The 1,399-nt window shown below is 74.7% G+C and carries 2 protein-coding genes and 1 pseudogene; 2 read left to right on the top strand and 1 reads right to left on the bottom strand.

From position 1 onward, the window contains the following. Positions 1–298: pseudogene (locus H5J30_RS33315) on the top strand (nucleotidyltransferase); the annotation flags it as partial. Between the two features lie 60 nt (positions 299–358). Then, on the top strand, positions 359–856 hold the full coding sequence (locus tag H5J30_RS33310; protein ID WP_181791461.1) for a hypothetical protein: 498 nt from the start codon (positions 359–361) through the stop codon (positions 854–856). A gap of 33 nt (positions 857–889) precedes the next feature. On the opposite strand, the gene H5J30_RS33305 is transcribed toward H5J30_RS33310, so the two are convergent. Then, the coding region (locus H5J30_RS33305) for an HAD-IA family hydrolase (protein ID WP_181791460.1) at positions 890–1,399 on the bottom strand (510 nt) is incomplete at its 5' end.

The raw sequence follows: 1,399 nt of genomic DNA, 5'->3' as shown, positions 1-1,399 counted from the left end.
GACCGCCCGAAGGCGGCGGTGGCTGCGCGACGTCTGGGTCGACCTCGGCCCGGTCACCGTCGCCCGCGCCGGCGTCACCCTGCGCGAAGGCCGCCTGATCACCAAGGGCGAGGCCCTCGACGTGCTCGCCGCGACCGGCGCCCCCGCCCGCCTGGTCGCCGACATCCGCGACCGCCGCTACGCCGAGCACCCGGCCCGTACCACGCCCCAATGGCGGCTGCGCCGCGCCACGCTGGCGCGCGAGTACGTCCGCTCCCGCATCCCCGTCACCCTCGCGGAGCCCGGCGCCACTCCTTGACAGCAGCGGTCGGCGAAGTCCACTGTTCCGTGCACTTCCCCACCCCCGAACGGGAGTCGCATGGCTGTCTACATCTGCTCGCTCATCGTCGACGAACCGCAGGTCATACCCGCCGACGGCGAGTACCACATCGTCCGCTTCCCCTACGGCGGCAGGGAGTCCTTCGACGCCCACGGCATGCACCAGGCCGCCCAGCCCGACGGCAAGCGCTCCTCCTTCCCCGACCGCCGCTCCGGCCTGATCTGGCCGAGCCGGGAGGGCTGGGGGTCGCTGACGGCGATGGTGTTCTGGGAGAAGGGCGACCACACCGAGGTGCGGGACCGGTTCGTCCGCGACCCCCTCGGCCTCGCCGGCGGCTACGACTCCACCGCGACCGAGGACCACGCCGGCACCCCCGGCGGCGAGTACCGGCACAAGCACCACGAGCTCTTCGTCCGGCCGCGCACCCCGCTGGCGTTCCTCGTCCGCCACAACGGCGGCAGGAGCGCGCGCATCACCCACGCGCAGTTCAAGCTGGCCATCCACCCCGCCGCCGAGATGCCGGCCGCCGGGAGCTGAAGTCCCGCGCGGGCGGCGGCCGTACGCCCCGGCTCAGCCGACGAGTTCCAGCACCGGTCGCAGCCCGTCGGGCCGTTCGGCGGCCGGCAGGTGGTCCACCGGGAAGTAGCCGCAGCCCAGCGCGGTGGCGCCGCCGTCGGCGCGGCGGTCGTCGCCGACCATCAGCACGTCCTGCGGCGCCTGCCCGAGCGCCTCGCAGGCGGCCCGGAACAGCAGCGGGTCGGGCTTCTGCACCCCGTGCTCGTACGACAGCGTGTACGCGTCCACGTACGCGTCGAGGCCGTGCGTGCGGAACACCGGCCGCAGGTCCCAGCCGATGTTGCTGACCACGCCCACCCCCACGTCGCGCTCCCGCAGCCCGCGCAGCACGGCCGCCGCGTCGGGGTACGGCTCCCACGCCGCCGGCGTCATGTGCCGGTCGTACAGCGCGTCGTACACCTCGTCGAGCCACGGCAGCGGCACCTGCCGGGCCATGCCCGTGTACGCGGCCCGGTGCCGCTCCGTGCTCCGGTCCCGGGTCCGCCACACCTCCTCCAGCGCTTC

The sequence above is a fragment of the Streptomyces phytophilus genome (assembly GCF_013870535.1).
GTDB lineage: Bacteria > Actinomycetota > Actinomycetes > Streptomycetales > Streptomycetaceae > Streptomyces > Streptomyces phytophilus.
This window is presented reverse-complemented; position numbering and strand designations above follow the sequence as displayed.